We start from the raw sequence: 25,681 nt of genomic DNA on the forward strand, positions 1-25,681 counted from the left end.
ACAAGGAGAAGCCGTGAAGTTCGGAATCATGAACCTGTTCCCGGTGGCCGACGGCGCATCCGACCACCAGGTGCTGCGGGACACCCTCGACGAGATCCAACTGGCCGACGAACTCGGCTTCGACTCGATCTGGCTGGCCGAGCACCACTTCTCGAAGTACGGCATCCTCGGCAGCCCACTGAACTTCGGCATGGCCGTGGCCGAGCGGACCACCCGGATCACCATCGGCACCGCCGTGCTCGTGCTGCCGCTGCACGACCCGCTGCGCCTGGCCGAGGACATCGCCGCGCTCGACGTGCTCAGCGGCGGCCGGGTCTCCATCGGCGTCGGCCGGGGCTACCAGCCCGCCGAGTTCGCCGGCTTCGGCATCCCGTTGGCCGAGTCCAAGCAGCGCTACCAGGAGACCCTGGAGATCCTGCGGTTGGCGCTGACCCAGGAGAGCTTCTCCTACCACGGCGAGATCTTCCACTACGACGACGTCACCACCTACCCCCGGCCGTTCACCCCCGGTGGCCCGCCGATCCTGCAGGGCACCGTCTCGCCGGACAGCTTCCGGGAACGCGGCGCCCGCGGCGAGTCGATCATCACCTCACCCAACTTCACACCGTTGGGCATCATGCAGAAGAACTTCAGCCTCTACCGGCAGGCCATGCGGGACAACGGCTTCGACCTCTCCGGCTACGACGTGCCGTTCATGCAGCAGGTCTGGTGCGGCGACGGCGAGGAGGGCCTACGGACCGCGGCCCAGGCGGCGATGAACTACTACAAGTCGGTCGGCAAGGTCATCCCCGGCTCGGAGGACGCCATCGCCCAGGAGAAGGCCTACTACGCGGCGGTGGCCAAGAACATCGAACTGCTGACCCTGGAGCAGACGCTCACCCACGGCGGGAACTTCGGCTCGCCGCAGCGGGTCATCGAGACCATCGAGATGCTGCGCGAGCAACTCGGCATCAACCACTACATCGGCTGGCTGCGGATCCCGTCGCTGGACCGCAGGGCCGCCCTGCGGTCGATGGAGGAGTTCGCCGACAAGGTCATCCCGCACTTCCGGGCCCAGGACACCGCCGCCACCGACGCCGGCCGCACCGACGTTCCGGCGGTCGCCACCGAGGCGGTCGTCGGGTGAAGATCAGCTGCTTCCTGAGCGCCCAGTTCGACCCGTCGGCCTCCGCCGTCGAGGGCGTCGACGGGGTCCTGGCCCAGGCCGCCGCCGCCGAGGCCGCCGGCTTCCACGCCGTCTACCTCGGACACCACTTCCTGGCCCGCTCGGCGTTCGTCCAACCGATCCCGCTGGCCGGCTATCTGGCCCGGGCCACCAGCCGGGTCCGCATCGGCTTCGGGGTCCTGCTGGCGCCGCTGCTCAACCCGGTCGCCCTCGCCGAGGATCTGGCCAGCCTCGACGTGCTCTCCGGCGGCCGGCTCACCGTCGGCATCGGCGCCGGCTACCGCCGCCGCGAGACCACCGCCTTCGGCGTGGCCTGGGAGGACCGGCTGCGGCGGCTGCGCGAGTACGTGCCGATGCTGCGGGCGCTGTTCGCCGGCGAGACCATCGACATCGCCGGCAGCTGGGGCGAGGTCCCCGGCGCGTCGCTGGCCCTGCGCCCGGTGCAGCCCGACGGCCCACCGATCTGGATCGGCGCGTTCGCCGAGCCGGCCATCCGCCGCGCCGCCCGCCTGGACGCCCCCTGGCTGATCGGCCCCAAGGGCGACGACACCGAACTCGCCCGGCTGCTCGGCATCTACCGCGCCGACCTGGCCGAGCGCGGCTTCGACCTGACGCGGGAGTACCCGATGAGCCGCGAGGCCTACCTCGGCGACAGCTACCGCGCCGCCGTCGCCGACGTCCGCCCCCACCTGCAACGCCAGTACGCCGGCTACAAGTCGTGGGACGACGCCCAGGGCATCGACCTCGACCGGTACCTGGCGCGGGACTGCCTGGTCGGGTCGGCCGACGAGATCGTCGAGAAGCTCCGGCGCTGGGAGAACGACCTCGGCATCACCGAGGTCTCGCTGCGCCACCAGTTCGTCGGCGTCGGCCAGGCCGAGGCGATGGACCAGCTCGCCCGCTTCGGCGCGGAGGTCATCCCCCGCGTCAGCACCCCGACCACCGCCGGTGAGGTGACCCGGTGAGCGCCGGCAACCTGGCCCGGATCCTGCAGGGCCGGGCGCTGGACCGCCGCGACGTGCCGGGCCTGCACGGCGAGGACGGCCGGTCGTGGACCTTCGAGCAGATCGACCTGCTCGCCGGCGGGGTCGCCGCGGCGCTGCGCGCCGAGGGCGTCGGCCCCGGTGACCGGGTCGCCTACTACCTGACCAACGGCCCCGAGACGGTCTTCTTCCTCTTCGGCGCCTGGAAGATCGGCGCCGTGCCGGTGACCGTCAGCAGCCTCTACAACGCCGCCGAACTCGCCGAGTCGGTGGCCAAGACCGACCCCCGGCTGCTGCTGGTCGACGACCGTCGCCCGGAGGTGGTCGCCGAGGTGCTCGCCGGGGCCCGGATCCCGCTGCGCAGCGTCGGGGAACCGCTGGCCGGCGTACCGTCGCTGCCCTGGCGGCAGGAGGTCGTGGTGCCGCCGGTCGAGGTCGACCCGGCGGCCGAGGCCTGCATCCTGTTCACCGGCGGCACGACCGGGCGGCCGAAGGCCGTCAGCGTCACCCACGGCGGCACCCGGGAGTCGCTGATGCGCCTGGCCCGGGTCAGCACCGGCAGCGACTCCGAGGGCACCGCCGCGCCCGGGGCCAGGCCGAACCTCATCGCGTTGCCGCTGTTCCACAGCGGCGGCCAGCACTCGCTGCTCTTCGCGTTCTTCGTCGGCCGGCCGGCGGTGGTCTGGGAACGCTTCGGCGTGGACCGGCTCGCCGACCTGATGGAGCGGTTCGCCTTCGACAACTTCTTCTTCCTGCCCACCATGGTCTTCGACATCGTGCACGCCGAACGGGACCTGCCCTTCGCCGGGGTGAAGTCGGTCCTGGTGGCCGGCCAGGCCATCTCCTGGCCGGTCCGCCGCGCCTTCGAGCAGCGCTACCGGGTACCCATCCTGGTCAACTACGGCTCCACCGAGGCCGGGCACATCGCCGGCTGGACCGGCCGGGACATGAAGGAGGGCCGGTGGAAGCCCGGCTCGGCCGGTCGGGTCTACCCGGGGGTGGAGCTGGAGATCCGCGACGAGGCCGGCGCCGCCCTACCTACCGACGCCGAGGGCGAGGTGGTGGTGCGCTCCGCGCTGACCCGGGGGTACGTCGACGACGCCGAGGCCTCCCGGGACCTGGTCCGCGACGGCTGGGTGCACACCGGCGACATGGGCTACGTCGACGCCGACGGGGTGCTCTTCCTGGTCGGCCGGAAACGGGACATGATCAAGTGCGGTGGGTTCCAGGTCTGGCCCGAGGAGATCGAGGACGAGTTGCGCGGGCATCCGCTGGTGCGCGACGTACGGGTGCTCGGTCGACCCGACGACCGGCTGGGGGAGATCCCGGTGGCGCTGGTGGTCCGCGCGTCCGACGACACCGTCACCGACGCCGACCTCACCGCACGCCTGGTCGCCTTCGCCCGGGACCGGCTGGCCCACTTCAAGACCCCCCGGCGGATCGAGTTCGTACCCGAACTGGAACGCAGCAGCACCGGTAAGACCAGCCGCGCAGCGGCCCCCCTGCCGGAGGCCGTTGAGCCCAGCCGCGCAGCGGCTGTGTCGGCGGAGACGGGGGGTGGGCGATGAGGTTCGGCATCATGGCCTCGCACCAGTACCCGCACGGTGACGACCTCGGCCGGCACCTGGACGACCTGTTCGGCACCGTCGAACTCGCCGCCGAGCTGGGCTACGACTCGGTGTGGACGATCAACCACTTCCAGTCCAACCTGGCCACCCCGCAGCCGATCTCGATGCTGGCCAGCCTGATCCCCCGCTCCGGCGACATGATGCTGGGCACCGGCATCCTGCTGCTGCCGATGTTCCATCCGGTGCACATCGCCGAGGAGTTCGCCACCCTGGACCACCTCTCCGGAGGTCGGGTCGTCCTCGGCGTCGGCGCGGGCTACCGGGAGAACGAGTTCGCCGCCCTCGGCGTCGACCCGGAGAGCCGGTTCCGGCGTTTCGACGAGAGCCTGCGGCTGATCCGGGCGCTCTGGAGCGGCGAACGGGTCGACCACGACGGCGAGTTCTACCCGCAGACCGACGCCACGATCGGCATCCGGCCGCTGACCCCGGGCGGTCCGCCGATCTGGATCGGCGCCGGCGGCAAGAAGGCGGTCCGCCGGGCGGCCCGGCTCGGTGACGCCTGGTACGCCCCGGGCAACTCGCCGAGCCGCCGGTTCCTCCCCGAGCACCTGGCCGTCTACAACGACGCGCTTGCCGAGTACGGCCGGGACCCGGCATCCGTGCAGCGGCCGGTCGGGGTGGAGCTGTACTGCGCCCCGAGCACCGAGCAGGCAGTCGCCGAGGCGCTGCCGCACGCCCGGGTCGAGTACTCGACCTACGCCGAGTACCCGGCGCTGCGCTGGCAACGGGACCGCTTCGACGACCTGGTCCGCAACACCCTGCTGCTGGGCTCGCCGGAGTTCCTCGTGGAACGGATCTCCGCCCTGCGGGACCTGGGCTTCGACCATCTCATCTTCCGTCCCGGGTGGCTGGGCATGCCCACCGAGAAGCTCCGCGCCTCGCTGCGGCTCTTCGCCACCGAAGTGATCCCCGCCTTCCGTACCCCCTGACCTAAGGAACCGCCGTGAAGAAGACCGAAGCCGAGCTGCTGGAGAACCAGTGGGACGTCGAGAACATGGAGGTCGACCCCGAGGTCCTGGCGAGGTACGTCCGGTACGACGTCGACGAGCAGCGGGCCGTCGCGACCATCACCTTCGACCGCCCCGAGCGGCTCAACGCCATCCCGGTGGCCGCCTTCGAGCGCGTCGGTGACCTGGTGAAGGAGGCCGAGACCGACGACCGGGTCAAGGTCATCGTCTTCAAGGGCGAGGGTGAGCACTTCGGCACCGGCGCGGACGCCGCCGAGTTGGGCCACTACATCGGCTACAAGACCGGCACCGACAAGGCCTCGCGCCGCCGGCCGGCGCAGCGCCAGCGGATCCTGCCCGACCGCAACGTGCTCAGCTCCGGCTTCACCCGCCCGATCATCGAGTCGCTGAAGGCGACCATCTGCCAGGTGCAGGGCTACTGCTACGGCGGCCACTTCCAGATCGCGCTCTCCGCCGACATCGTGATCGCCTCCCCGGACGCCCGCTTCACCCACCCGGCGTTCCGGTACCTGGGCCCCGCGCCGCAGGACATGTACCACTGGATCGAGAAGGTCGGCCTGACCACGATGAAGGACGTCATGCTGACCATGCGGGCCATCGGCGCCGAGGAGGGCGAACGCAAGGGCCTGGTCACCAAGGTCGTCGAGCGCGACGAACTGCAGCGCTGGGTCGACGACTACGCCGACGCGATCGCGGTGATGCCGCTGGACTCGCTGATGATGGGCAAGTCGATGATGCAGGTGGTGATGGAGGCCCGGGGCAAGGGCCTGGGCGCGATGACCGGCTGGGTCGGGCACGGCTGGGCCACCAACGTCAGTTTCGAAGACGGCGACTGGAACTTCCTCAAGGAGCGCCGGGAGAAGGGCATCGGCCAGGCGCTGGCCGACCGGGACCGGCTGGTCGCCCCGTACTTCCGGCTCAGCGACACCCGGTCGCGGGAAGAGTAGGCCCGGCGTGAGGTTCGGCATCCTGCTCGACCACCAGTACGCCCCCGGCGACGACCTGCGGCGACGCCTCGACGAGACCGTCGAGTACGTCCAGCACGTCCGCGACCTGGGCTACGACTCGGTGTTCGGCATCCACCACTACCTGTCCTCGCTGAGTACCCCGCAGCCGTTGCCGCTGCTGAGCCGCCTCGTCGACCACTCCGGGACCATGCAGCTGGGCACCGGCATCCTCATCCTGCCGCTGGGCCACCCGGTGCACTGGGCCGAGGAGATCGCCACCATCGACCAGATGTCCGGCGGCCGGTTCGTGCTCGGCATCGGCTCGGGCTACCGCGACGTCGAGTTCTCGGCCTTCGGCATCGAACGGCGGACCCGGGTCTCCCGGATGACCGAGGCGCTGGAGGTGATGCAGCAGCTGTGGACCGGCGAGCCGGTGCACCACGAGGGCAAGCACTTCACCCTCGACGGGGTGCGGTGCAGCGTGCTGCCGGTGCAGCGACCGCACCCACCGGTCTGGGTGGGCGCGAACGGCCCGACCGGCATCGCCCGCATCGCCCGGCAGGGACTGCCCTGGCTGGCCCCGTCCAACGTCCGCCGCAACTGGGCGGTGGGTAACCTGACCGACTACCGCGAGCAGCGGCGGGCGGCCGGTTTCGACGAGCGGGACGCGGTCTTCCCGATCCACCGGGACCTCTGTGTGGCCGACTCCGCCGACGCCGCGTTCGCCGTCGCCGGTGACGCGGTGAAACGCTCCTACGGCGAGTACGTCCAGTACGGCATGGACTTCTTCGAGTCGCAGTGGGACGCCATCAAGGCCAAGGCGCTCTTCTTCGGCTCACCCGACGACATCGCCGCGAAGATCCAGGACTTCGCCGACGCCGGCTTCAACCACTTCGTGTTCCGCGCCCAGTGGCTCGGCCTGCCGATCGAGCGCTCCGTCGAGATCGTGGAACGGTTCGCCCGCGAGGTCATGCCGAGGTTCCGGCCATGAGGATCGGACACGTGATCGTCCCCGCCGCCGACCTGGACGCCCAGCTCGCCTGCTACACCGCCCTCGGGCTGACCGTGAAGTTCCGCGACGGTGACCGGTACGCCGCGCTCACCGACGGCACCGTCACCATCGGCCTCGCCGACGCCTCCCAGCAACCCGTGGCCGGCCGTACCCTGCTCGGGGTGGCGGTGGACGACCTGGACGCCACCCTCGCGCAGCTGGTGGCGGCCGGCGCCACCGCCGCCGAACCCGTGGTCGGGCCGCACGAGCGGCGCGCCGTGGTGACCGACCCGGGCGGCAACCCGTTCGTGGTCTACCAACGCCTGCCCTGATCCTCCGGCCGGTACGAGAGAAGGAACCCCATGACCATCAGTGACGCGCTGCGCGGCCGGACCGTCGCCGTGCTCGGCGGCACCGGCCCGCAGGGCCGGGGGCTCGCCCGCCGGTTCGCCGCCGCCGGACTCGACGTCGTCCTCGGCTCCCGGGACGCCGACCGGGCGGCGCAGACCGCCGCGGCCCTGCCCGGCCGGGTCCGGGGGGCGGACAACGCCGACGCCGCCGCGGCCGGCGACATCGTCGTGGTGGCCGTCCCCTTCGACGGCCACGCCGACCTGCTCACCGCGCTCGCCCCGACGCTGGCCGGCAAGATCGTGGTCGACTGCGTCAACCCGCTGGGCTTCGACAAGCAGGGCGCCTACCCGTTGACCGTCGCCGAGGGCTCCGCCGCCCAGCAGGCCGCGGCCATCCTCACCGACTCGACGGTGGTCGGGGCGTTCCACCACGTCTCGGCGGTGATCCTGGAGGACCCCGACCTCGACCAGGTCGACACCGACGTCCTCGTGCTCGGTGACGACCGGGCGGCCACCGACCTGGTCCAGGACCTGGCCGCGGTCATCCCCGGCGTGCGGGGCGTCTACGGCGGGCGGCTGCGCAACGCCCACCAGGTCGAGGCGTTCACCGCCAACCTCATCGCGGTCAACCGGCGGTACCGGGCCCACGCGGGCCTGCGCGTCACCAACGTCTGATCTGCCCCCGCAGCAGAAGGAGCACCCCCGATGGACCTCGCCCGTACCGTCGCCATCGTCACCGGCGCCGCCTCCGGCCTCGGCGCGGCCACCGCCGCGGCCCTGGCCGCCCGGGGCGCCACCGTCCACGGCTTCGACCTCGGACCCGCCGTCGCCGCCGCCGAGGCCCCACCCGGCGTGCGGTACGTCGAGGTCGACGTCACCGACGCGGCGGCGGTCCGGGCGGCGGTCGCCGACGCGGCAGCCGGCGACGACCCGCTGCGGACCGTGGTCAACTGCGCCGGGATCGCGCCGTCGCAGCGGATCCTCGGCAAGCGCGGCAGCCACGACCTCGACCTGTACGCCACCGTGGTGCGGGTCAACCTGATCGGCACCTTCACCGTGCTGACCCTGGCGGCCGAGGCGATCGCCCGGACCGCGCCGGACCGGCACGGTCAGCGGGGGGTCATCGTCAACACCGCCTCGGTAGCCGGCTACGAGGGTCAGATCGGCCAGGCCGCGTACGCCTCGTCCAAGGGCGGGGTGCTCGCGCTGACCCTGCCGGCCGCCCGGGACCTCGCCCCGCACGGCATCCGGGTGATGACCGTCGCGCCGGGCATCATGCAGACCCCGATGATGGAGACCGTGTCACAGGAGTACCGGGACGGCCTCGCCGCCGGCGTACCGTTCCCCAGCCGCTTCGGCACCACCGGGGAGTACGCCGACCTGGTGTTGGCCATCATCGGCAACGACTACCTCAACGGCGAGGTCATCCGTCTCGACGGCGCGCTCCGGATGGCACCACGCTGACCGGCCGCCAGGGGTGCACCGGCACCCCCGGCACCTCCACGTCCACCACGAAGAGCGCACCGGCCGCCGGGTCGCCGCCCGGTTCCCGGCCCAACGCGCTGGTGGTGACGAAGAGGGTCCGCCGGTCCGGTCCGCCGAGCGCGACACTTGTCGGCCGGCGTACCGGCAGGGCGATCTCGTCGGTCAGCTCGCCGTCGCGGGACCACCGACGCACCATCGCGCCGTCGAAGAGCGCGACCCAGACGCCGCCGTCGGCGTCCACGCACATCCCGTCGGGGCTGCCCGGCGCGCAGGCGGCCACCTCCCGGGGTGCGGTCCAGCGATCGTCGGCCCCCCGGCGGTACTCGCGCAGCAGCCCGGTGGGGGAGTCGACGAAGAGCACCCGCCGGTCGTCGAGGAACTGCTGGCCGTTGCTGACCGTGGTGCCGGCCAACGCCACCTCGATGCGGCCGTCCGCGCGCAGGACGAACACGTCGCCCCGCCCCGGCGCGGTGTCGTAGGCCATCGTCCCGACGAAGAGGGTGCCGTCCGGGGCACACCCGCCGTCGTTGCTGCGTACCCCGTCGGCCAGCGGCAGCTCCCCGACCCGCTCGGGGTGCCCCGCCCCGACCGTGCCGGTCCCGGTCCCGACCGTGCCGGTCCCGACCGGCCCGGTCCGGTCCGGGTCGGCGCCGGCGGTCAGGTCCACCCGCCAGAGGGTGCGCTCACCGACCACCAGGTGGTCGGCCGCGCCGGCGATCGGCCGGACGAACGCGGCCACCGGATCGGGGACCTCGACCGCGGTGGTCCGGCCGGTCAGGTCGGTGAGCAGCACCCGCCCGGCGAGCATGTCGACCCAGACGAGTCGGTCCAGCCGGTCGTCCCAGATCGGGCCCTCGCCATGGTGCGCCACCGGCTCGGTGAGCATCCGTACGGATCCGGTCACGCTGTCTGGCTCCTTCGTCGGTGGTCGAGCCGGGCCGGGGCGGATGCCCCCTCGGCGGTGAGTAGTTTTCCACTCCACCGTGCGCCGGCTGATCCCGACACCTCCCCGGAGGGGAACCCGCGTGGGCCTGTGGCGGCCCGCACGGGTTCCCGGTCGTCCGGTCAGCGGTAGCTGAGGTCGGCGGAGGAGTAGAGGCAGTTGGTGCCGTCGGCGCCGGTGCCGACCTGGGTGGGCTCGTTGCCGCTGTTGTTGCCGTTGTACTTGCGGCAGATCACCATCGACCGGCTGGCGTCGTTGACGATGGTGATCTGGGAGAACCGGGCGGTGTCGCCGTAGTTCACGTTGATGCCGGCCACGGTGTTGCCCGGGCGGGTCAACGTGATGTTGCGCAGGACGACGTTGCGCCGGTGCTGGGTGGAGCAGTTGCCGCAGGAGCGGTAGAAGGTGCCGAAGTTGGTGGCCTGGAAGTTCTGGACGGTCAACGTACCCGGGCCGTTGTGTTGGAAGACCTTGTCGCTGGCGCTGCGGGCGCCGCCGCCGTCGACCAGGAAGGTGGGTGAGCCGCTGCCCCGGAAGGTGGCGGCGTCCTCGCCCACGTCCTCCCACCACACGTTGCGCAGCGTGCACGGCCCGGCGCAGTGCACGCCGTCACCGGCGGGCGCGCCGATGATGACGTTCTGCAGGGTGGCCCCGGCGGCGAGCCGGAACATCGGGTCCTGGCTCTCCTCCTGACTGCCGTCGCCGATGCAGCAGTAGCGGCGCAGCCCGCCGTCGAGCGTGCCGGAGACCTCGATCGTGCCGTTGACGTTCACCTGACCGGTGGGGGTGGGCCAGGCACCGGTCGACGGCGGGTTGGTCGGCGGTGGGGTGAAGGGCGGAGTGGTCGGTGGCGTGGTGGGCGGTGCGGTCGGGTTGGTGCCGCCGGTGCAGGTCACGCCGTTGACCGCGAAGCTGGTCGGTGCCGGGTTGCTGGTGTTGTTCCAGCTGCCGTTGAAGCCGAACGAGGTCGAGGCGTTGGTGGCGAGGTTGCCGTTGTAGCTCTCGCTGGCGGCCCGGACCGTGCTGCCGCTCTGGGTGACGGTGGCGTTCCAGGCCTGCACGACCGTCTGGCCGGCGGTGAACGACCAGGTGACCGTCCACGAGGTGAGCGGGTCGCCGACGTTGGTGAGGGTGACGTTGGCACCGAAGCCGCCGGACCACTGCGAGGCGACCGTGTAGGTGACCCGGCAGCCGACGGCTGCCTGGGCGGTGCCCGCCGTGGCCACCACGCCGGCGGCGGCCAGGGTGGCTGTTGTCGTGGTGAGGATGAGCAGCGCCCGGTGGCGCCGGCTGTGTCGCATGTTGTTCTCCTGCTGCTGGGAGGGGCCCACGGGCCGTCCCGGCATCCGCTGCCCGACGGACACCGACGCGGCGGGACCTGGACCGTGCCCGGACGCCCGTCGGAGACGGGACCTGCGCCGCCGGCCCGGACAAGCGCTTTCCCAGCGAACAACATATCGATGATCGTTGCAATGGCCCGTCGCGGGATCAGCCGTCGATGCGGGTGATGTTGCGGATCTTGTTCGCCGCGTCCAGGGCCGCCACCTTGTACGCCTCGGCCAGGGTCGGGTAGTTGAAGACCGCGTCGACCAGGTAGTCGATGGTGCCGCCGCAGCCCATCACCGCCTGTCCGATGTGCACGATCTCGGTGGCGCCGGTGCCGAAGACGTGTACGCCGAGCAGCCGGCCGTCGCTGGGCGAGACGAGCAGCTTCAGCAGCCCGTACGAGTCACCGACGATCTGGCCCCGGGCCAGCTCCCGGTAGCGGGCGATGCCCACCTCGAACGGCGTCGAGCTCTCCGTCAGCTGCTCCTCGGTCCGGCCGACGAAGCTGATCTCGGGGATGGTGTAGATGCCGATCGGCTGCAGCTCGTGCATCTCGCGGACCGGCTCGCCGCAGGCGTGCTGGGCGGCCAGCCGGCCCTGCTCCATCGAGGTGGAGGCCAGTGCGGGAAAGCCGATCACGTCGCCGACGGCGTAGATGTTCGCCACACTGGTGCGGTAGTTGGCGTCCACCGTGATCCGGCCGCGCCGGTCGGCCTCCAGGCCGGCCGACTCCAGGGCCAGGTCGTCGGTCTGTCCCTGGCGGCCGGCGGAGTACATCACGGTGTCCGCGACGATCTTCTTGCCGCTCTTGAGCACGCACAGGGCCGCCGTCTGGTGCTTCTCGACCGAGGCGACCTCCTCGCCGAAGCGGAACGTCACGGAGAGGTCGCGCAGGTGGTACTTGAGGGACTCGACGACCTCCTCGTCGCAGAAGTCGAGCATCTTGTCCCGCCGCTCCACCACGGTGACCTTGGTGCCGAGGGCGGCGAACATGGAGGCGTACTCCATCCCGATCACCCCGGCGCCCACCACGACCATGCTGCGCGGCACGGCCTGCAGGTTGATCACGCCGTCGGAGTCGACGATGGTCCGGTCGTCGAAGTCGACGCTGTCCGGGCGGGCCGGGCGGGTGCCGGCGGCGATGATCGCCTTGTCGAAGGTCACCCGGGACTCGCGGCCGGAGTCGCCGTCGACCAGGATGGTGTGGTCGTCGGCGAACCGGCCGGTACCGGTGATCATCGAGACCCGGTTGCGGGCCAACTGGTTCCGGATGACGTCGGTCTGCCGGCTGATCACGTGCTGGGTCCGGGCGGCCAGGTCACCGACGGTGATCTCGTCCTTCACCCGGTAGCTGCTGCCGTACAGGTCGCGTTGGCTCAGGCCGGTCAGGTAGAGCACGGCCTCGCGCAGCGTCTTGGAGGGCACGGTGCCGGTGTTGATGCACACCCCACCGAGCATGTCGCGGCGGTCGACGATGCCGACCCGCCGGCCGAGCTTGGCGGCGGCGATCGCCGCCTTCTGACCACTGGGTCCGGAGCCCAGCACCAACAGGTCGTAGTCATACACGCCCGACAGCCTCGCAAGATGCGGCCACTCGCGCCAGTGGAGCGGTCGGCGTCACACCACGGCACCGGCGGGACAACCACGACATAGGTCGGACAACCAGTCTGTTTCGCTCGCGTTGACCAGGGTAGCGGGTGGGGCAGTGGCCGTAGCCACCAGCAGTGCCCGGCAGCGATCGCATGGAGGTACCCGTCCAGATGGATTCCCGTAAGCCCGCCAAGGTGGTCAAGGACGCCGTGGAGAAGGTCGTCGACGTGCTGACCCCGGACATTCCCGGTGCTCCGGGCAGTGCGCCTCCGACGCTTGAGGAGCCGACGACGCCCCGCGAGCCGTTGCCCCCGAAGAAGGAGCAGGGGTCCCCCGGGACCGTCACCCCGACCGGCGCGCCCACCGGGGTCCCGGCGGTCGCCAAGGGCCAGCAGGGCGCGTACCTCACCACCGCGCAGGGGGCGCGGCTGCGCGACACCGACCACTCGCTGAAGGCCGGGCCACGCGGACCGACGCTGCTCCAGGACCACCACTTCCGCGAGAAGATCACCCACTTCGACCACGAGCGCATCCCGGAGCGGGTCGTGCACGCCCGCGGCGCGGGGGCACACGGCGTGTTCAAGGCGTACGGCACCGCCACGGCGGTCACCCGGGCCGGCTTCCTGGCCAAGGACCACGAGACCGACGTCTTCGTCCGGTTCTCCACCGTCCTGGGCTCGCGAGGCTCGGCCGACACGGTGCGCGACACCCGGGGCTTCGCCACCAAGTTCTACACCGAGGAGGGAACCTTCGACCTGGTCGGCAACAACATGCCGGTCTTCTTCATCCAGGACGCCATCAAGTTCCCCGACATCATCCACGCCGGCAAGCCACACCCGGACCGGGAGATCCCGCAGGCGCAGAGCGCGCACGACACCTTCTGGGACTTCGTCTCCCTGCACACCGAGGCGCAGCACCACACCATGTGGAACATGTCCGACCGGGGCATCCCGCGGTCGTACCGGACGATGGAGGGCTTCGGGGTCCACACCTTCCGCCTGATCAACGCCGCCGGTGAGACGGTGCTTGCCAAGTTCCACTGGAAGCCCCGCCTCGGCGTGCACTCCCTGGACTGGGAGGAGGCGCAGCTGATCAACGGCATCGACCCGGACTTCCACCGGCGGGACCTCTACGACGCCATCGAGGCCGGCGCGTACCCGGAGTGGGAGCTGGGCATCCAGGTCTTCCCGGACACCGAGGAGGAGACCTTCGCCGGCATCGACCTGCTCGACCCGACGAAGATCGTGCCGGAGGAGCTGGCCCCGGTGCAGCCGGTCGGCCGGCTGGTGCTGAACCGTACGCCGACGAACTTCTTCGCCGAGACCGAGCAGGTGGCGTTCCACCTGGGGCACCTGCCGCCGGGCATCGACGTCACCAACGACCCGCTGCTGCAGGGCCGACTCTTCTCCTACGTCGACACGCAGCTGACCCGCCTCGGCGGGCCGAACTTCTCGCAGATCCCGATCAACCGCCCGCACGCGGCGGTCAACGACATGCTGCGCGACGGTTTCCACCAGCACGCCGTGCACGCCGGGGTCGCGCCGTACCGGCCGAACTCGCTCGACGGGGGCAACCCCTTCCCGGCCGGCGACGCCGAACACGCGTTCCTCGACGTGCCGGTGACGGTGGCCCAGGCCCCCAAGGTACGGGCGAACCCGGCCTCCTTCGACGACCACTTCAGCCAGGCCCGCCTGTTCTGGCTGAGCATGTCGCCGGTGGAGCAGGAGCACATCGTCCGCGCCTACACCTTCGAGCTGGCCAAGTGCTACCACCAGGCGATCAAGGAGCGCCAGCTGCAGTGCCTGGCCAACATCGACCCGGTGCTCTGCGCCCAGGTCGCCGCCGGGCTGGGCCTGCCCGCGCCGCAGCCCACCGAGCCGCTGGCCGACGTCGCGCCAAGCCCGGCGTTGTCGCAGGTCGGCCGGGAGTGGCCGGCCGACGGTCGGCTGGTCGGGATCGTCGTCGACGGCGACAGCGACCTCGACGGGGTCAGCGAGGTCCGGCGGGCGGTCTTCGCCGCCGACATGGTGCCGCTGCTGATCGCCCCGCACGGCGGGAAGCTGGGGGAGCTGCCGGTGCAGCGGACCTTCGCCACCGCCCGGTCGGTCGAGTTCGACGTGGTCCTGGTGGCGGCGGCACCGCCACCGGCGCCGGACGCGTTGGCCGCCCGGGACGCCAAGGCGGGCGCGGCCAGCTCGGTCACCGTGGATCCCCGGGTCCTGCTACTGGTCCAGGAGGCCTGGCGGCACGCCAAGGCGATCGGCGCATGGGGGACCGGTGCCGCCGTGCTGGAGCAGGCGGGGCTGACCGGCACGCCCGGCGTCGTCACGGGCGACTCCGCTCCGGAGGTGCTCGCCGAGGTGCAGCAGCTGCTCGCCGCGCACCGGGTGTGGCAGCGGTTCCCCACCTCGCTCGGCTGAGTTCCACCCACCGGGGCCGCCCTCGCGCACCGTCGCGCGGGCGGCCCCGGTGGGGGCGGGCCGCCGACGGGCGCGGGACGGGTCAGGCGAAGCGGCTCGGGTCGCCAGCGCCGACCCGGACGATCTCGGGCTCGCCGTCGGAGAAGTCGATCACCGTGGTCGGCTCGGTGCCACAGTCACCGGAGTCGACCACCGCGTCGACCACATGGTCGAGGCGTTCCTTGATCTCCCAGCCCTGGGTCATCGGCTCGGGGTCGCCGGGCAGCAGCAGGGTGCTCGACAGCAGCGGCTCGCCCAGCTCGGCCAGCAACGCCTGGGCGACGGTGTGCGCGGGGATGCGGACGCCGACGGTCTTCTTCCGCGGGTGCAGCAGCCGACGCGGCACCTCCCGGGTCGCCGGGAGGATGAAGGTGTAGCTGCCCGGGGTGGCCGCCTTCACGGCCCGGAACACCGCGTTGCCCAGGTGCACGAACTGGCCCAGTTGCGCGAAGTCGCGGCACACCAGGGTGAAGTGGTGGCCGCTGTCGAGGTGGCGGATCTCCCGGATCCGGTCCATGCCGTCCTTGTTGCCCACCTGGCAGCCCAGCGCGAAGCACGAGTCGGTCGGGTAGGTGATCAGGCCGTCCCGGCGGATCAGGTCGACCGCCTGACCGATCAGCCGGGGCTGCGGGTTGTCCGGGTGCACGTCGAGGTACTTCGCCATGGTCGGAAGCTTAGGCCGACCCGCGCGGTGTCAACTTCCCGACAGTGCCCGCCCGACGGTGCGGGTAGAAGCCCATCGTTGTCCGCATGGTCGTACGCATCAACCGCCGCTCCGACCCGGGCCTGCTCCAGCATCCCCCGATGCCCGGCACCGTACAGGCCACCGTGCTGATCTTCGCGCTGCTGGCCCTGCTGTTCGCACTCGCGACGGTGCACCGGCTGGTGGCCGAGGACGGCTCACTCGGTGCCGCCGGGTTCTTCGCCGCGATGGCCGGGGCCAGCACACTGGTGACGGTCGCCCTGGCCGGCCGGCGACGATGGGCGGCGTACCCGACGTACGTGGTGACGATCCTGCTGGCGACCGCCTCGCTCGGGCTGTTCGGCGCGATCACGATCGTCGGCCTGGGCCTGCTGGCCTGGGTGGTCTTCGCGCTGAGCACCCGGGCGGCCCGGGACTGGCTCAGCGGTCGCCGCCGCCTGCGCTGACGGTGGCCAGCGGTGCCGCCGGTCGGCGTCGCCCGCACCGGCCGGTGGCCGCCGAGCGAGGGGGTCGCGGCGACCCGGGGCCGTCGGGGTGCCCGCCGCACCGCCGAGGTCGCCGCACGCGGTCCGCGCCGCCCTACTCCGCGCCGGAGTTCTCCGCCGCCGGCTCCGCCTCGGCCGCCCGGGGAGCGGTCACCTCGGCGGTGGGGCCGGTCGCCTCGACGGTGGCCGGGTCGGCGGTCTTCGGGCGTGCCCAGGAGAACTCGATCTCGACCGAGAACTCGTCCTCGTCCTCCTGCTCGATCTCCAGCTCGCAGTGCACCTCGTCGGCCACGGCGATCGTGCCGGCAGCGCCGTAGAAGATCTGACCGGTGCTCTCCAACTGGCTCGCCACCTGACGCAGCCAGGCGGCCAGATCCGCCCGGGACACGGTCCGGGCGTCCTCGTAGATATCCATTCCGGAATGCTCTCATCCCGAGATCATCGGGCCGGTCCCGGGCTGCCGTCGGCACTCACCACCGCGACGTCGCCGCCGTCGGGATTCACCACCGCGACGTCGCCGCCGTCGGGATTCACCGTCGCGCCGGCCACCCCGCCAGGACGGCAGATAACCCCACCCGGTCCCGGGCGGGATCCGGCGCCGGCCGGGGCGTCGCCGTCGGGGTCCGGTCGAACCGGGGCGCCGGGGCGGGCTGGCGGACGCCGCCGACCTCGACGAAGGTGTGTCGGGCGGCGTTGTGCGGGTGCCGGTGCGCCTCGGTGGGCGTGAGCACCGGCGCGACGCAGGCGTCCGAATCGGCGAAGACCCCGGTCCACTCGTCCCGGGTACGCGCGGCGAAGCGCTCGGCGAACCGGCGGCGCAACTCCGGCCAGCCGGCGCGGTCGTACTGGTCGGGCAGGTCGGCGGCGTCGGCCAGGCCGAGCCCGGTGAGCAACGCGGCGTAGAAGGCCGGCTCCAGCGCGCCCACCGCCACGAACCGGTCGTCGGCGGTGCGGTACGTGTCGTAGAAGGGCGCGCCCCCGTCGAGCAGGTTGTGCCCGCGTGGCGCCGACCACTGGCCCGCGTCGACCAGCCCGTGCAGGAACGTGGTGAGCAGCGCCGAACCGTCGACCATCGCGACGTCGACCACCTGCCCCACCCCGGAGCGTTCCCGCTCCAGCAGCGCGGCCAGCACCCCGGTGACCAGCAGCATTCCGCCGCCGGCGAAGTCACCGAGCAGGTTCGCCGGGGCGTACGGGCGGTCGCCGGCCCGCCCCAACGGCTCCAGCGCGCCGGCCACCGCGATGTAGTCGATGTCGTGACCGGCCCGGGTCGCCAGCGGCCCGTCCTGGCCCCAGCCGGTCATCCGGGCGTACACCAGCCGGGGGTTGCGGTCCCGGCAGACCCGCGGGCCGAGGCCGAGCCGTTCGGCGACCCCCGGCCGGTACGCCTCGACCAGCACGTCGGCGCGCTCCACCAGGCGCAGCAGGTCCGCCACGCCGGCCGGGGACTTCAGGTCGAGCACGACGGCACGTCGACCGCGCTGCACCGGTCCGGTGGCCCCGGGGGTCAACCGGCCCACAACCGGGCCACCGGGACGGTCGACCCGGACCACGTCGGCGCCGAGGTCGGCCAGGACCATGCAGCCGAACGGCGCCGGTGCCAGGCTGGCCAACTCCACCACCCGTACCCCGGCCAGCGGGCCGGTCGCCCCCGGACGGGGTGGGGAGCAGTCCCGGTCGTGGCGGTCCGTGGTGCGGTGGTGCCCGGCGTCCGGCGACATGACTCCAGCTTCACCGGCCGCTGCCGGGCTGTCACCTCGGCGCAGTGACCAGGCTCCGCACGGGTGACGACTTTGGTGGGTTTCCTGCCGGACTTCCGCCATCTGACAACACCGGCTGGCCGTAGTGGTATCAGATGGCGTCGATGTATCTCCGTAAGGGTGTCCATCCGCACCGCCACCACCAGCGGAGGCTGCGGACGCCCGACCTCGGGAGGAAAATGTGTCCACACGTCTGACGCGCCGAGCACGTCGCTCCGTGTTCGTCATGCTCACCGGCGCGGCGTTGGCGACGCTGCTGTCGGTCACCTCGGCCGGTGCGGTGCCGGCGCTGCGCCCGGCCGCCGACCGGCCCGGCACCCTCGCCGCCGCCGACCGGCCCGGCACCCTCGCCACCGCCGACGTCTACCTGAAGGACACCCCGGCCGACGTCGGCCTCCAGCCGCACGCCCTGAACCCGTTGTGGGAGAGCGCCGACATCAAGGTCTGCCACACCGCGGTCGAGTGCGCGACCAGCCAGAACCCGATCGTGGGCGTAACGAACTACATCTTCGTCAAACTGCGCAACCCCGGCCCGTACGGCTCGGGTCAGACGGAGGAGGGCACCATCCACGTCTACCGGACCACCCCGGGTGGGGGCGGGGCCTGGCCGGGCGACTGGACGGAGATCGTCTGGACGGCTGTCTCGGTCCCCGCCGGGGTCACCACGGTCGTCCTGCCGTGGGACGACGTGCCGGGGCCGGGCCACTTCTGCCTGGTGGCGCGCTGGGTCTCCGACAACGACCCGATGGTCGCCGAGGGCCCGGACATCGGCGTCAACACCCGCAACAACAACAACGTCACCTGGCGCAACGTCAACTCGGTGGCGCTGGGCGCGGGTGGCACGGCGCAGGTGCGGCCCTTCGCGATCGGCAACACGCTGCCCCGGGCGACCCGCAACAGCCTGGTCTTCAGCGAGGTCGGCGCACCGCTGCGGGTCGCCGGTGGCCGACTGGTGGCCGACCTCGGGCCGACGCTCTTCGAGCGCTGGGTCAAGGGTGGCCGGGCCGGCAAGGGCATCCGTGAGGTGGGACGTAACCAGGTGGAGATCGTCGAACCGGGCCAGGCCAGCCTGGACAACCTGACGCTGGAGCCGAAGGAGCGGATCGCCTTCTCGCTCAGCTTCAGCGCCACCACGGTGACCAAGGAGAAGATCGCCCTACGGGTGACCCAGATCGGTCCGGACACCAGCGGCGCCGAACGGGCCGACCTGGGCGGCGTGCGTTACGACATCACGGTGGGCCAGCGGGCCGGCTAGTCCACGAGGGGGAGGGACGGAGGTCGCGGCCGGGATCCCGCGACCTCCGTCTCCTGCTGTCTCAGCGCAGGCTGACCCAGGAGGTGACCACCGTGTGTCCGCCGGTACGGGCCCGGAACTGCACCGGCCCGGCGGGTAGCGAATCCATCGAGAAGTACCCCATCGAGTCGGTCGGTACGTTCTCGTACCGGCCGGCGGTGGTGCGGGCACTGACCCGGCCCAGACCGATCGGGCTGAGCTGACCGACGATGCCGGTGGCGGTCACCTCGATCTCGATGACCACCTCGCCGCTGCGGAAGGTCAACGTCCGGTCGGTGCCGCCGGAGCGCAACAGACCAGCCGACTCCCGGTCGCAGGCCGAGTCGAAGATGAGCTCGGCCAGCGCCAGCTCGGCGTCGACCGCACGCCAGCTGAACGCCGCCAACGCGGTGTTGAGGAACTCCTCCGAGACCGGCCCGGAGTCCAGCAGCGCCGCACCCAACTCGGCAAGCAGGGCGTCGTCAGCGGCGGGCGGCCACTGCTCCATCGCGTTCACCTCCGGTCGCAGGAGCCCGGCCCGCCACGGCTCGGACGTACTGGGCCAGTGCCGGGCAGTTGCGCAACTTGGCCAGGCACCGGGCCTGGGTGGGCCCGACACTGCCGACCGGCATGTCGAGGCGCTCGCCGATCTCCCGGTAGCTGGCCGGCGGGTCGGCGGCGAGCAGGGCGAGCAGTTCCCGGCACCGGGTAGGCAGTTGGTCGAAGGCGTCCCGGAGCGCCTGCTGCCGTTCGGCGCGCAGCAGGTCCTCGTCCGGGCTGCTCGCGTCGGCCAGCAGGAAGGCGCCGGCCGGGCCCTGCGCCGAGTCGTCGTACGGGTCGAAGGGTTGACTGCGCCGGCCGATCCGGACCTGCCGGTGACACTCCCGGCGGGTGGTGGTCACCAGCCAGGCCGGTAACGCGGCCGGCTCGCGCAGCCGGTCGAGCTGCTCCACCAGGCGCAACCAGACGGTCTGGTTGACGTCGGCGGCATCGGCCCGGTCGAGCCCGTGCGCCCGGATCACCGACAGCACCAGCGGCGTGTACCGGCGTACCAGCTCCGCCCAGGCGCTCTCGTCGCCGGCGGCGGCGGCGGTGACCAGCTCGACGGGCTCACGCACGGGTGGCACCCGGCCGTCGTCGACGGCCCTCAACCGACCAGCACCCCGTAGTCGGGATGCCAGCGCGCTCCGGCGACGAGGGCGGCCCGAGCCGCCTCGGCATCCAGTCCGGTGCTGGTCATCAGGGCGGCGAGCCGGCCGGAGACGTGGGCGGTGGCGAACGACGTACCGGCCCACGCGGCGAAGCCGGCGAACAGCAGGCCCGGCTGACCGGGCAACCGCAGCTCCCCGTCGACGTAGGTGCTGACCCGGTCGCCCACCGCGCAGGCGTCCACCCAGGGGCCGTGGCCGCTGTAGTCGGCGGGCAGCAACCCGTCGGGGCCCTCGGCCACCGCCGCCACGGCCAGCACCCGGGGCGACGCGGCGGGCCAGGCCGGGCGGGCACTGCCGGCGTTGCCCGCCGCCGCCACCACGGCGACCCGGCGGGGCAGCCCGGCGAGGAGGTTGACAAGCGGCAACGGTGGCTGGTCGTCCTGGGTGAAGTAGCCCAGCGACAGGTTGACCACACTCACCTGCGGGTCGAGCCGACCGACGGCGGCCACCAGGCTCTCCTCGTCGCCGACGCCGGTGGCATTTAGCGCGGCCTCCGGGTCGAAGCGGACACCGGGGGCGGCCTGCCGGACCAGGCCGGCCACGAAGGTGCCGTGGCCACCCTGCAACGCCAGCAGTCCGGCGCTGACGTACAGCGGGTCGATGTCGTCGGGTTCCGGCAGGTAGCTGCCGCCCAACCACTGCGGGTGGGCGGTGCCGGCGGAGGCCCAGATGCCGGTGTCGCAGACGCCCACCGTCACCCCGGCGCCCTCACCGAGGCGGGCCGGGTCCGGCGCCGGTAGGGCGGCGGCGGCCCGTGGCGGGGCTCCCGGGTTGCCCATGATGTTGCCGAACCCGACCAGCACGTGGTGCGGCTGCACCTGGGGGACCGGCTGACCGGGCCACTGTTTCGGGTCGCGCAGCTGGCTCACCACCGACGGGATCTCGGTCTCCCGGGCGAAGAGCAACCGGCCGACCCCGGCGAACCCGCTGCCCTCGGTCACCTGGTGTCCCAGGGCGCGCAGCCGGGCCGTCACCCGGGCGAGGTCCTGGCGGGCGACCAGCAGCTGCCGGGGCCGGTAGAGGAACTCCCGCCCGGCCACGGTGTGCCGGCGGACCGTCTTGTCCGCCGCGACGGCCTCGGCGAAGGCCCGCTGGTAGCTCTCCGGCGTCTGGTCGGCGGCGTGCGCCGGGCGCGGCCGGGCGGCCATCCCGAGGGGCAGCGCGGCGGCGGCCAGCGCGGACCACCTGACTACCTGGCGTCGGGAGAGTCGACCCGGCGGATGCGGCACGCCGGAACAGTCAGGCGACACAAGCCCTCCAGGTGGTGGAAGATGCGCGGCCGACGACAGCGGGGGAAGCCACGTTTGCGCTCTCCGCGCAGGGAGGCTATCTCCCGGCGTGACCCTCGGTCAATTGTCGGTCATCAATCGTCATCGGAGTGTCGGGTCACCGACGGATTGACCGGTGGTACGGGGTCGGGGATTCTGCATGGCATGGCCGACCGCAACCGATCCGGCATCGGCCCGGCGCAGTCCGCCCTGGACGCCGTCCAGCGGTACCCCCACGAGGCGCTCACCATCGCCCGCGCGGTGCTCGGGGCCACGTCGGACACCCACGAGCGGTCGACCGCCGAACGCGCCATCGGGCTGGCCCTGCGGGAACTCAACGACCTTCCCGGCGCGCTGCGCCACCTGCGCCGCGCGGTCCGGGCCACCGACGACCCGCGGCTGCGGGCGTTGGCCCGGATGAGCCTGGGGTACGTGCTGGCCAACGCCGGCCGCACCGTCGCCGCCCTGCGCGCGGTCACCCTGGCCCTGCCCATGTTGACCGGCGCCGACGCCGGGCGGGCCCGGATGCAGCGCGGCGTGGTGCTGCACTACCGGGGACACTTCGACGAGGCGCTGCGGGACTACGACGTCGCGGTGGACATCGCCCAGCGCGAGGGCGACCTGCTGCTGGAGGCCCGCGCCCGCAACAACCGTGGCCTGCTCAACGCCCACCGTGGTCCGGGCCGCAGCATCGACGACCTGCACCGGGCCGCCACCGTCTTCGGGCGGCTCGGGTTGGATCTGGCCGCCGCTGACGCCCGGTGGAACAGCGGCATCGCCGCCGGACAACGCGGCGACGTGGCGGGCGCGCTGCGCTGCTTCGCCACCGTCGACGCCGAGTACCGCCGGCTCGCCGTGCCCCGGCCGGCGTTGCTGCTGGACCGCTTCGAGCTGCTGCTGTCGGTGCCGCTGATCGACGAGGCGGTCGAGGTGGCCACCACCGCCGTGGCCGAGCTGCGCCGTCGTGGCATGGCCTCCGATCTCGCCGAGGCGCTGCTGGCCCGGGCCCGCGCGGCGCTGCTGGCCGGGGACCTGGCGACCGCCACCGACGCCGCGGTGGCCGCCCGCACCCGGTTCCGCCGGCAGGGGCGCCGCACCTGGGCGACCTTCGCCCGACACGTCGAACTCCGGGCCGGGTACGCCCAGGGGGTCCGCACGCCGGCGTTGTTCGCCGCGATGGTGCGTACCGCCGGTCTGCTCGACGCGACCGGCTGGCCGGGACCGGCGCTCACCACCCGCATCGAGGCCGCCCGCCTCGCCGCCACGTTGGGCCGGGACCGGCGCGCGGCACACCTGCTGACCGTGGCCGCCACCGCCCGTCGCCGGGGCACTGCGCCGCACCGGGCCCAGGGGTGGTACGCCCTGGCGCTGCGTCGCCGGCTCGACGGCGACGAGCCGGGCGCGGCGCGGGCCCTGCGCCGGGGACTGGCGGTGCTGGACGGGCACCGTGCCTCGCTCGGTGCGACCGAGCTGCGCACCCACAGCGGCGCGTACGGCCGGGAGTTGGCCGCCGAGGGGTTGGACATCGCGGTGCGCAGCGCCGCCCCGGCGCGGGTGCTGGCCTGGGCCGAACGCTGGCGCGCCAACGCCCTGCGGATGCGGCCGGTCTCCCCACCGTCGGATCCGGCGCTGGCCAGCGCCCTGGCCGAGCTGCGGATGGTCAGCACCGCGCTGGAGGACGCGCTGCTCACCGGCCACCCGGTGCAGGCGCTGCGCCGCCGGCAGGCCCGGCTGGAGCAGCGCATCCGGGAACTTGCCCGGAGCGCGGCCGGTGGTGGGCCGCTGGTGACACCACCGGGGGTGCGCGCCCTCGCCACCGCCCTCGGCGACGCCGTCCTGCTGGAGCTGGTCGCGCACGGGCCCCGGCTGCGCGCGGTGCTGGTCCGCGACGGGCGGGCGACGCTGCACGATCTCGGCCCCCTGGCCGAGGCGGTACGGCTGGCCCGGCTGCACCGGTTCGGCCTCCGCCGGCTGGTCACCACCGGGGACCACGCCGACGCCCGGGCCCGGGTCGACCATCTCGCCACCGCCCTGGACCGGCAGCTCTTCGACCCGGTGCGCTCCCGGCTCGCCGACCGTCCGCTGGTGATCGTGCCGATCGGCGACCTGCACGCCGTACCGTGGTCGGGTTTGCCGACCTGCGCGGGCCGGCCGGTGACCGTGGCGCCCTCGGCGACGGCCTGGCTGCGCGCCGCCGGCCGGGTCGCCCCCGCCGGGCCGCCGGTGCTGGTCGCCGGGCCACGCCTGCCCGCCGCCGAGACCGAGGTACGCCAGCTCGGCGCGGTCCTGCCCGGCTCCCGGGCGTTGACCGGCGCGGCGGCCGCGGCGGACGTGGTGACCGACGCGCTGAACGGCGTGGGGCTGGCCCACATCGCCGCGCACGGCCGGTTCCGGGCGGACAACCCGCTCTTCTCCACCCTGGAGGTGGCCGACGGGCCGCTGACCGCCTACGAGCTGGAGCGGCTGACCAGCCCACCCGGCTGCGTGGTGCTCTCGGCGTGTGACTCGGGCCTCGCCGGGGTCCGCCCCGGCGACGAGGTGATGGGGTTCAGCGCGGTGCTGCTGGCCCTGGGCACCCGGAGCCTGATCGCCACCGTCCTGCCGGTGCCGGCCGACCTGACCACCGCGCTGATGCTGGACCTGCACCGCCGGATGCGGGCCGGTGCCGGGCCGGCCCTGGCGCTCGCCGAGGCGCAACGCGCCTTCGACGGGCCGCGCCTGGAGGCCGGGTCGGGTGGGGGAGCGGCGCACGCCACCGCCGCCGCCTTCGTCTGTTTCGGCGCGGGCTGAGAGTAACTCGATCGGCACTCCTCGATGAAATGTGTTAACGTTCACAGGCTGACCCGGGTGGGGTGCCGCCTGGTCGGGCCACTCGGACCCCGGTCTACCACCCTCGCGTACCAGCACCGGGAGGATCCATGTCACGAGCAGGCAGCCGCTGGAGTGTTGCCGCGACCGTCGCGACGGTCGTCGCCGCCGCCCTGGCGTTCGCGATCGGCCCGGCGAACGCCGAGGCGGACACCGGCGTCCGGGTGATGCCCCTTGGCGATTCGATCACCGACGGCTTCAATGTGCCCGGCGGTTACCGGATCGAGCTGTGGCGTCGGCTGGTGGCCGGCGGCCACCAGGTCGACTTCGTCGGCTCGCTCGTCAACGGGCCGAGCAGCCTGGGTGACCGCAACCACGAGGGACACTCGGGGTGGACCATCGCCCAGATCGACGCCAACGTGGTGAACTGGCTGCGCACGACGACCCCCCGCACGGTGCTGCTGCACATCGGCACCAACGACATGTACGGCGACACCTCGGGTGCCCCGGCCCGGCTCTCCGCCCTGATCGACAAGATCACCGCGACCGCGCCCGCCGCCGACGTGTTCGTCGCGACGATCGTCCCCCGCTCCGGCGCGGACAACCAGGTACGGGCGTTCAACGCGGCGATCCCCGGCATCGTGCAGAGCAAGGTCAACGCCGGCCGCAAGGTGCACCTGGTCGACATGTACAACGCGTTGACGCTCGCCGACCTGGCCGACGGCGTGCACCCCAACCTGGGCGGCTACGACAAGATGGCAGCCGTCTGGCACAACGCCCTGCGCGTGGTGCCGGGCAGCATCGGCGGCACCACCCCGCCGACCACCCCACCGCCCACGCCACCCAAGTCCACGCCGCCGCCGACCACGCCGCCGTCGGCCGGTGCCTGCCGGGTCGGGTACACGGTCAACGCCTGGAACAGCGGCCTGACCGCCGAGGTGACCGTCACCAACACCGGCGCCACCGCGGTCAACGGCTGGGCCCTGGCCTTCACCCTGCCGGCCGGGCAGAGCGTCAGCAGCGGCTGGAACGCCACCATCGCCCCGACCAGCGGCGCGGTGACCGCCCGCAACGTGTCCTACAACGCCGCGCTCGCCCCGGGGGCCTCGGTCAGCTTCGGCTTCCAGGCCACCCACACCGGCAACACCGCCCGACCGTCGGCCTTCGCCCTCAACGGCAGCACCTGCACCACCTCCTGAACCCACGCCACCCGAGCGCGCCGCCGGACGACGCACCCGTCCGGCGGCGCGGCCGTCGGCGGGCGTGGGCGTCCGTGGTCGGCGGCGGGCGTCCGTGGTCGTCGGCGGCCTCGATGGCCGCGCGACCGGCCGACCGAAA

At 72.8% G+C, this 25,681-nt stretch carries 23 protein-coding genes; 14 read left to right on the forward strand and 9 right to left on the reverse strand.

All coding sequences use genetic code 11. The annotated features are described in order from the left end of the window. Positions 1–13 precede the first annotated feature (13 nt). From ACN28G_RS09890 to ACN28G_RS09930, 9 genes are read left to right on the forward strand one after another with little or no spacing between them, the layout of a single operon-like run. Positions 14–1,126: an LLM class flavin-dependent oxidoreductase gene (locus ACN28G_RS09890; protein ID WP_091437664.1), complete on the forward strand. Its 1,113-nt coding sequence runs from the start codon at positions 14–16 to the stop codon at positions 1,124–1,126. Then, positions 1,123–2,130 (forward strand): LLM class flavin-dependent oxidoreductase, encoded by a 1,008-nt coding sequence (locus ACN28G_RS09895; RefSeq protein ID WP_421478949.1) that lies wholly within the window; start codon positions 1,123–1,125, stop codon positions 2,128–2,130. The genes ACN28G_RS09890 and ACN28G_RS09895 overlap by 4 nt, the downstream gene beginning before the upstream one ends. Then, complete coding sequence (locus tag ACN28G_RS09900; RefSeq protein ID WP_421478950.1) at positions 2,127–3,716, forward strand: class I adenylate-forming enzyme family protein; 1,590 nt, start codon at positions 2,127–2,129, stop codon at positions 3,714–3,716. Before ACN28G_RS09895 ends, ACN28G_RS09900 begins: the two co-directional genes overlap by 4 nt. Then, complete coding sequence (locus ACN28G_RS09905; protein WP_091437671.1) at positions 3,713–4,705, forward strand: LLM class flavin-dependent oxidoreductase; 993 nt, start codon at positions 3,713–3,715, stop codon at positions 4,703–4,705. Before ACN28G_RS09900 ends, ACN28G_RS09905 begins: the two co-directional genes overlap by 4 nt. Positions 4,706–4,719: 14 nt before the next feature. Next, positions 4,720–5,691, forward strand: a complete 972-nt coding sequence (locus tag ACN28G_RS09910) for an enoyl-CoA hydratase/isomerase family protein (RefSeq protein ID WP_091437676.1) — start codon at positions 4,720–4,722, stop codon at positions 5,689–5,691. A 7-nt stretch (positions 5,692–5,698) separates the two neighbouring features. Continuing rightward, complete coding sequence (locus tag ACN28G_RS09915; protein ID WP_091437679.1) at positions 5,699–6,682, forward strand: LLM class flavin-dependent oxidoreductase; 984 nt, start codon at positions 5,699–5,701, stop codon at positions 6,680–6,682. Next, positions 6,679–7,014 (forward strand): VOC family protein, encoded by a 336-nt coding sequence (locus tag ACN28G_RS09920; RefSeq protein ID WP_091437682.1) that lies wholly within the window; start codon positions 6,679–6,681, stop codon positions 7,012–7,014. The genes ACN28G_RS09915 and ACN28G_RS09920 overlap by 4 nt, the downstream gene beginning before the upstream one ends. Positions 7,015–7,044: 30 nt before the next feature. Next, positions 7,045–7,707: an NADPH-dependent F420 reductase gene (gene npdG, locus ACN28G_RS09925; protein ID WP_421478951.1), complete on the forward strand. Its 663-nt coding sequence runs from the start codon at positions 7,045–7,047 to the stop codon at positions 7,705–7,707. A gap of 30 nt (positions 7,708–7,737) precedes the next feature. Continuing rightward, a complete protein-coding gene (locus ACN28G_RS09930) occupies positions 7,738–8,496 on the forward strand; it encodes an SDR family NAD(P)-dependent oxidoreductase (protein WP_091437689.1) in 759 nt (252 codons plus the stop codon). Here the strand turns inward: ACN28G_RS09930 and ACN28G_RS09935 are convergent. From ACN28G_RS09935 to sthA, 3 genes are all read right to left on the reverse strand, one after another. After that, positions 8,456–9,421 (reverse strand): SMP-30/gluconolactonase/LRE family protein, encoded by a 966-nt coding sequence (locus ACN28G_RS09935; protein ID WP_091437692.1) that lies wholly within the window; start codon positions 9,419–9,421, stop codon positions 8,456–8,458. The two genes, ACN28G_RS09930 and ACN28G_RS09935, sit on opposite strands and share 41 nt — an antisense overlap. A 161-nt stretch (positions 9,422–9,582) precedes the next feature. After that, positions 9,583–10,761 (reverse strand): pectate lyase, encoded by a 1,179-nt coding sequence (locus tag ACN28G_RS09940; protein WP_139135665.1) that lies wholly within the window; start codon positions 10,759–10,761, stop codon positions 9,583–9,585. A 187-nt stretch (positions 10,762–10,948) separates the two neighbouring features. Further along, complete coding sequence (sthA, locus tag ACN28G_RS09945; protein ID WP_091437699.1) at positions 10,949–12,352, reverse strand: Si-specific NAD(P)(+) transhydrogenase; 1,404 nt, start codon at positions 12,350–12,352, stop codon at positions 10,949–10,951. A 194-nt stretch (positions 12,353–12,546) separates the two neighbouring features. Here sthA and ACN28G_RS09950 point away from each other — a divergent pair, with 194 nt between their 5' ends. Next, the gene (locus ACN28G_RS09950; RefSeq protein ID WP_421478952.1) at positions 12,547–14,796 is read left to right on the forward strand and encodes a catalase; all 2,250 of its coding nucleotides are present in this window, start codon (positions 12,547–12,549) and stop codon (positions 14,794–14,796) included. 82 nt (positions 14,797–14,878) lie between these two features. Here ACN28G_RS09950 and ACN28G_RS09955 read toward each other — a convergent pair whose 3' ends face one another. Further along, complete coding sequence (locus ACN28G_RS09955) at positions 14,879–15,499, reverse strand: L-threonylcarbamoyladenylate synthase (RefSeq protein WP_091437701.1); 621 nt, start codon at positions 15,497–15,499, stop codon at positions 14,879–14,881. Between the two features lie 86 nt (positions 15,500–15,585). On the opposite strand from ACN28G_RS09955, the gene ACN28G_RS09960 reads away from it, so the two are divergent. After that, positions 15,586–15,984 carry a hypothetical protein gene (locus ACN28G_RS09960; protein ID WP_091437704.1) on the forward strand — a complete coding sequence of 133 codons (399 nt, stop codon included), beginning with the start codon at positions 15,586–15,588 and terminating at the stop codon, positions 15,982–15,984. Positions 15,985–16,117: 133 nt separating this feature from the next. Here ACN28G_RS09960 and ACN28G_RS09965 read toward each other — a convergent pair whose 3' ends face one another. Then, complete coding sequence (locus ACN28G_RS09965) at positions 16,118–16,438, reverse strand: amphi-Trp domain-containing protein (RefSeq protein WP_091437708.1); 321 nt, start codon at positions 16,436–16,438, stop codon at positions 16,118–16,120. A 115-nt stretch (positions 16,439–16,553) separates the two neighbouring features. Next, positions 16,554–17,744, reverse strand: coding sequence for a CaiB/BaiF CoA transferase family protein (locus ACN28G_RS09970; protein WP_421478953.1), 1,191 nt, complete (start codon positions 17,742–17,744; stop codon positions 16,554–16,556). Positions 17,745–17,964: 220 nt separating this feature from the next. Between ACN28G_RS09970 and ACN28G_RS09975 the strand changes: the two genes are divergently transcribed. Beyond that, positions 17,965–19,038: a hypothetical protein gene (locus tag ACN28G_RS09975; RefSeq protein WP_421478954.1), complete on the forward strand. Its 1,074-nt coding sequence runs from the start codon at positions 17,965–17,967 to the stop codon at positions 19,036–19,038. A gap of 61 nt (positions 19,039–19,099) precedes the next feature. On the opposite strand, the gene ACN28G_RS09980 is transcribed toward ACN28G_RS09975, so the two are convergent. The 3 genes from ACN28G_RS09980 to ACN28G_RS09990 are packed head-to-tail and all read right to left on the reverse strand — an operon-like array spanning position 19,100 to position 21,496. Next, positions 19,100–19,564 carry a hypothetical protein gene (locus ACN28G_RS09980; protein ID WP_421478955.1) on the reverse strand — a complete coding sequence of 155 codons (465 nt, stop codon included), beginning with the start codon at positions 19,562–19,564 and terminating at the stop codon, positions 19,100–19,102. Further along, positions 19,539–20,174, reverse strand: a complete 636-nt coding sequence (locus ACN28G_RS09985) for an RNA polymerase sigma factor (protein ID WP_091437718.1) — start codon at positions 20,172–20,174, stop codon at positions 19,539–19,541. The genes ACN28G_RS09980 and ACN28G_RS09985 overlap by 26 nt, the downstream gene beginning before the upstream one ends. A gap of 29 nt (positions 20,175–20,203) precedes the next feature. Beyond that, on the reverse strand, positions 20,204–21,496 hold the full coding sequence (locus tag ACN28G_RS09990) for a S8 family peptidase (RefSeq protein ID WP_229688632.1): 1,293 nt from the start codon (positions 21,494–21,496) through the stop codon (positions 20,204–20,206). A gap of 204 nt (positions 21,497–21,700) precedes the next feature. Here ACN28G_RS09990 and ACN28G_RS09995 point away from each other — a divergent pair, with 204 nt between their 5' ends. After that, complete coding sequence (locus ACN28G_RS09995; protein WP_139135667.1) at positions 21,701–24,325, forward strand: CHAT domain-containing protein; 2,625 nt, start codon at positions 21,701–21,703, stop codon at positions 24,323–24,325. Positions 24,326–24,453: 128 nt separating this feature from the next. Further along, entirely contained in the window at positions 24,454–25,542 is a 1,089-nt protein-coding gene (locus ACN28G_RS10000; RefSeq protein WP_421478956.1) for a cellulose binding domain-containing protein, read from the forward strand. Positions 25,543–25,681: the final 139 nt, after the last annotated feature.

The organism is Micromonospora sp. WMMA1923, assembly GCF_049179195.1.
Classification (GTDB): Bacteria; Actinomycetota; Actinomycetes; order Mycobacteriales; family Micromonosporaceae; genus Micromonospora; species Micromonospora yangpuensis.

What these genes read in the sequence shown, in the direction of transcription:
- ACN28G_RS09905 (WP_091437671.1), top strand. Translation starts at nt 3,713, where the DNA reads ATGAGGTTCGGCATCATGGCCTCGCACCAGTACCCGCACGGTGACGAC.
- ACN28G_RS09965 (WP_091437708.1), bottom strand. Translation starts at nt 16,438, where the DNA reads ATGGATATCTACGAGGACGCCCGGACCGTGTCCCGGGCGGATCTGGCC.
- ACN28G_RS09930 (WP_091437689.1), top strand. Translation starts at nt 7,738, where the DNA reads ATGGACCTCGCCCGTACCGTCGCCATCGTCACCGGCGCCGCCTCCGGC.
- ACN28G_RS09970 (WP_421478953.1), bottom strand. Translation starts at nt 17,744, where the DNA reads ATGTCGCCGGACGCCGGGCACCACCGCACCACGGACCGCCACGACCGG.
- ACN28G_RS09995 (WP_139135667.1), top strand. Translation starts at nt 21,701, where the DNA reads ATGGCCGACCGCAACCGATCCGGCATCGGCCCGGCGCAGTCCGCCCTG.
- ACN28G_RS09980 (WP_421478955.1), bottom strand. Translation starts at nt 19,564, where the DNA reads ATGGAGCAGTGGCCGCCCGCCGCTGACGACGCCCTGCTTGCCGAGTTG.
- ACN28G_RS10000 (WP_421478956.1), top strand. Translation starts at nt 24,454, where the DNA reads ATGTCACGAGCAGGCAGCCGCTGGAGTGTTGCCGCGACCGTCGCGACG.
- ACN28G_RS09920 (WP_091437682.1), top strand. Translation starts at nt 6,679, where the DNA reads ATGAGGATCGGACACGTGATCGTCCCCGCCGCCGACCTGGACGCCCAG.
- ACN28G_RS09955 (WP_091437701.1), bottom strand. Translation starts at nt 15,499, where the DNA reads ATGGCGAAGTACCTCGACGTGCACCCGGACAACCCGCAGCCCCGGCTG.
- ACN28G_RS09960 (WP_091437704.1), top strand. Translation starts at nt 15,586, where the DNA reads ATGGTCGTACGCATCAACCGCCGCTCCGACCCGGGCCTGCTCCAGCAT.
- ACN28G_RS09940 (WP_139135665.1), bottom strand. Translation starts at nt 10,761, where the DNA reads ATGCGACACAGCCGGCGCCACCGGGCGCTGCTCATCCTCACCACGACA.
- npdG (WP_421478951.1), top strand. Translation starts at nt 7,045, where the DNA reads ATGACCATCAGTGACGCGCTGCGCGGCCGGACCGTCGCCGTGCTCGGC.
- ACN28G_RS09950 (WP_421478952.1), top strand. Translation starts at nt 12,547, where the DNA reads ATGGATTCCCGTAAGCCCGCCAAGGTGGTCAAGGACGCCGTGGAGAAG.